A 3,406-nucleotide genomic window follows, 5' to 3' on the forward strand; every position below is an offset into this window, starting at 1 on the left:
TCTTATAATGTTGTCAGGAATTTTTAGAAGTATTGCAACCGGTTTGAATTTAAAATAATAAATTATATTTTTAAAAGTTCCTAAAATATATATTATATAAATTTTTTGAGGCTACTTTATTCTTAAGAATTAATTTATTAATCGTATTTTTGTAATCTTTTCTTAATACTTCATTATTTTCATACCTGATGTTTATTTAGTTATTTTTAAATTTTGTTATATAACATCATTATATGACACTGAGATGTGAGCTATTCGTAAAAGAACTGCTTCCTTCAATTAGAAAGGAATTGTCAAAAATATTGTATGATAATTATAAAATGTCTCAGGAAGAAATTGCGGATAAATTATCAATAACTCAATCTGCAGTTTCTCAATATTTAAAGGGTATAAGAGGCAAATCTTATTTTGAATTTGATGAAGAAGATAAAATTATATTAATTAAAATGGCAGAATCATTAAAAAAAGATAAAAATATTAAATTAATAGATTTACAATCTATGCTATGCCAATTATGTGAAAAAAGATATAAATATGTAAAATGCTATATTAAAGTATGAGTATATTTGATATAAAATCTGTTGCAATTGTAGGGGCTAGTAATAAAGGGGGAAAGGTTGGAAATATAATATTAAAAAATTTTATTAAAAGATTTCCTGGAAAAATATATCCTGTAAATCCAAATTATGATTATTTATATAATTTAAAATGTTACAAGAATATTCTTGAAATAAATGAAAATATAGATGCTGTTGTAATAGCAATACCTGCGGAAGGTGTTCCTGAAGTTGTAAAACAAGCTGGAGAAAAGGGAGTAAAATTGGCAATAATAGTTTCTGCCGGGTTTTCTGAAGTTGGAAGAAAAGATCTTGAAGAAAAAATATTGGAATATTCAAAAAAATATAGGATAAGAATATTAGGACCTAATGGTATGGGTGTATACGATCCATATAATGGTATAGATACATTTTTTGTTGATGATAAAAGGTTAATAAGACCAAAGAAAGGAAAAATTGTTTTATTATCACAATCTGGTGCAATTGCTTTAGCATTTATGGAATGGTTATCAAGTAAAAATATTGGTGTATCAAAGATAATTTCTTATGGGAATAAAATTGATTTAGATGAAGTTGAAATATTAAAAGAATTAAAGGATGATCAAAATTCTAAGGCAATATTTATATATATGGAAGGATTAAGAGAGGGAAGGGGTAGAGAATTTTTAGAAGTTGCAAGTCAATTAAATAAACCAGTAATAGTATTAAAATCTGGGAAAACAAAGAGAGGTTCTGTTGCAGTTTCTTCTCATACAGCATCCATGGCTGGAGATTATGAGGTATATAGAAATTTATTTAAGCAATATAATATAATTGAAGCAAAAAGTATGGGGGATTTTATGATCTATTTAAAAACTCTGGCATTTTATTTATAATTATGGTAATTTATATATATACAAATGGAGGAGGTGAAGGTGTTTTAACGACAGATGCCTTAGAGGAAAATAATATTAAAATAGAAGAAACACCAGAAGATGTTAAAGAAAAATTAAAAAGTATTTTACCTTCTTTTGCATCATTTCATAATCCAATAGATACTACAGCTCAGGCAAATGAAGATCAATATATAGAGGGATTGAAGATTTTATTAAATGATCCAAGAACTGAAGGTATAATTGCGATATTATTACCCCAATTACCTTTCTTTACAGAAAAATTTCCTGAAAAATTATCAAAAATAATTAATAAAAAAATTCCTTTAGTATTTTTAATATATGGAGGGGGATTTACAGAACAAATAAAGATATATGTTGAAGAATATTTACCAGTATTTGAATCTCCAGAAGAAGCTGCTAAAGCGCTATCATTTTTATTAAGATTAAAGAGAAATAATTGGATATAAAATTTTTATAAATATTTTCTTTAAGAGTAATTTAGGATTTTTCTTAGTATATTTTTTAGTAATACAACATTGTTTATATATTATATTACAGATTTTATGCCAATGGTTTATGTATATGAAGTTTCTTCTCTATTTTTATTGGGATTAAGATATTATAAAAAAGAAATTAATGTTAAAATCAATTAAGCGGACCCGGGGGGATTCGAACCCCCGACCTACGGCTTAGGAGGCCGTCGCTCTATCCATGCTGAGCTACGGGTCCTTTTCTAATTTAATTTAATTATTCATTCTTTTATTAAATTTTGATTATAGTAAATCAAACCTCTTAAATCAAAAATTTATAAATATCGATATTCTATTAGATTATTTATGAAGGGTATATCTCCAATTATTGCAACAATATTATTAATTGTAATGACAGTAGCAATAGCGGGATTAATGTATGCATGGTTATCTGGGCTGTTTTCTACTTTGACACAAACTACATCAGGTCAGGTTGCCCAGGCTACACAAATAACATCCTTTAATGTACCTCAAGTATATATTTCTAACGGTAATATATATGCAATAATATATAATAATGGAAATGTACCAATTAATAATAATACCTTAATTATAACAGCTGCAGAATATTATGCTTCAAATGCAACATATGATGGTAATACAGATTCATGTACTGCATCAGTAGTAAATGGTAATTCAATAATTCCACCAGGTCGACAAGTAACATTATTATTATCATGTTCGGGTCCAGTCAATATAGTTAATGATTGGAGTACTGCGGAGTATTATTACATATTCACATTTACATATAATGGCGTATCCGTCCAATCATCATTAGCTGCTTCTTAGATTTAAAGTTTTTATAATTAAATAAAAATTTTTATAAAAATTACTTCCTTGAAATTTTATGCTTACGGAATTCCCAAAGGTTATGTATTTCATTTAATATGCTATGATATTTTCCTTCAAAATTCTTTGACTGTCTCTTCTTTTTAATCTCTTCCAATATCTTATAAAGATTCTTTATATGTTTTTCTAATTGAATAATTTCTGGATAAATACTATTTAAATTAGCTCCGTATAAATTCTTTAAAGATTTTATATATTTCATCAATTCATTTAGACTATCTTTAGTTATTTTTAAAGTTCTTTAATATCCCTAAGTTCTTTTTAGATTCTTTTAAATTTTTTACATTTATATTTATCTTTTTGTCTTTTTTGGTATGTTTTTTATAATTTTTCTTCCTCTTTTGGATTGCCGATAAGTTTATTTTTTAATTTCATTATTTATATTTTTAATTTAGAATACTAAAATATGCAGAATATTTTAATGTAATTATTATATTATAGTAGATGCTAACGATATATATTAAAAATTTTTCAACAGATAACTAAGTATGGTTCCGAAAGATTCTACTGGAAAAGTCGAAGATTTAATTTCAAGTCAATCTAAAGATATTACATATTATACTGTATGTAAAAAATTAGAACGTAAAGAATTAAA

Annotated in this window: 5 protein-coding genes and 1 tRNA gene; 4 read left to right on the forward strand and 2 right to left on the reverse strand. The window is 25.5% G+C overall.

Features of this window, described 5'->3' with window-relative positions; translation table 11 throughout:
• Nucleotides 1–233 precede the first annotated feature (233 nt).
• The 3 genes from DDW03_RS02275 to DDW03_RS02285 are packed head-to-tail and all read left to right on the forward strand — an operon-like array spanning nt 234 to nt 1,899.
• Entirely contained in the window at nt 234–560 is a 327-nt protein-coding gene (locus DDW03_RS02275) for a transcriptional regulator (protein ID WP_228615446.1), read from the forward strand.
• Nucleotides 557–1,432: a CoA-binding protein gene (locus DDW03_RS02280; protein WP_228615447.1), complete on the forward strand. Its 876-nt coding sequence runs from the start codon at nt 557–559 to the stop codon at nt 1,430–1,432. The genes DDW03_RS02275 and DDW03_RS02280 overlap by 4 nt, the downstream gene beginning before the upstream one ends.
• Nucleotides 1,433–1,434: 2 nt before the next feature.
• Complete coding sequence (locus tag DDW03_RS02285) at nt 1,435–1,899, forward strand: hypothetical protein (RefSeq protein WP_228615448.1); 465 nt, start codon at nt 1,435–1,437, stop codon at nt 1,897–1,899.
• 187 nt (nt 1,900–2,086) lie between these two features.
• Here the strand turns inward: DDW03_RS02285 and DDW03_RS02290 are convergent.
• Nucleotides 2,087–2,161, reverse strand: a tRNA-Arg gene (locus DDW03_RS02290).
• A gap of 107 nt (nt 2,162–2,268) precedes the next feature.
• Between DDW03_RS02290 and upsA the strand changes: the two genes are divergently transcribed.
• Entirely contained in the window at nt 2,269–2,751 is a 483-nt protein-coding gene (gene upsA, locus DDW03_RS02295; protein WP_228615449.1) for a pilin subunit UpsA, read from the forward strand.
• Between the two features lie 40 nt (nt 2,752–2,791).
• Here upsA and DDW03_RS02300 read toward each other — a convergent pair whose 3' ends face one another.
• The gene (locus tag DDW03_RS02300) at nt 2,792–3,013 is read right to left on the reverse strand and encodes a hypothetical protein (RefSeq protein ID WP_228615450.1); all 222 of its coding nucleotides are present in this window, start codon (nt 3,011–3,013) and stop codon (nt 2,792–2,794) included.
• Nucleotides 3,014–3,406 lie beyond the last annotated feature (393 nt).

Source organism: Candidatus Nanobsidianus stetteri, from assembly GCF_003086415.1.
GTDB lineage: Archaea > Nanobdellota > Nanobdellia > Nanobdellales > Nanobdellaceae > Nanobdella > Nanobdella stetteri_A.

Bases quoted from the DNA above. Each gene is read 5' to 3' on its own strand.
- DDW03_RS02300 (WP_228615450.1), bottom strand. From the start codon at position 3,013: ATGAAATATATAAAATCTTTAAAGAATTTATACGGAGCTAATTTAAAT.
- DDW03_RS02280 (WP_228615447.1), top strand. From the start codon at position 557: ATGAGTATATTTGATATAAAATCTGTTGCAATTGTAGGGGCTAGTAAT.
- DDW03_RS02285 (WP_228615448.1), top strand. From the start codon at position 1,435: ATGGTAATTTATATATATACAAATGGAGGAGGTGAAGGTGTTTTAACG.
- DDW03_RS02275 (WP_228615446.1), top strand. From the start codon at position 234: ATGACACTGAGATGTGAGCTATTCGTAAAAGAACTGCTTCCTTCAATT.
- upsA (WP_228615449.1), top strand. From the start codon at position 2,269: ATGAAGGGTATATCTCCAATTATTGCAACAATATTATTAATTGTAATG.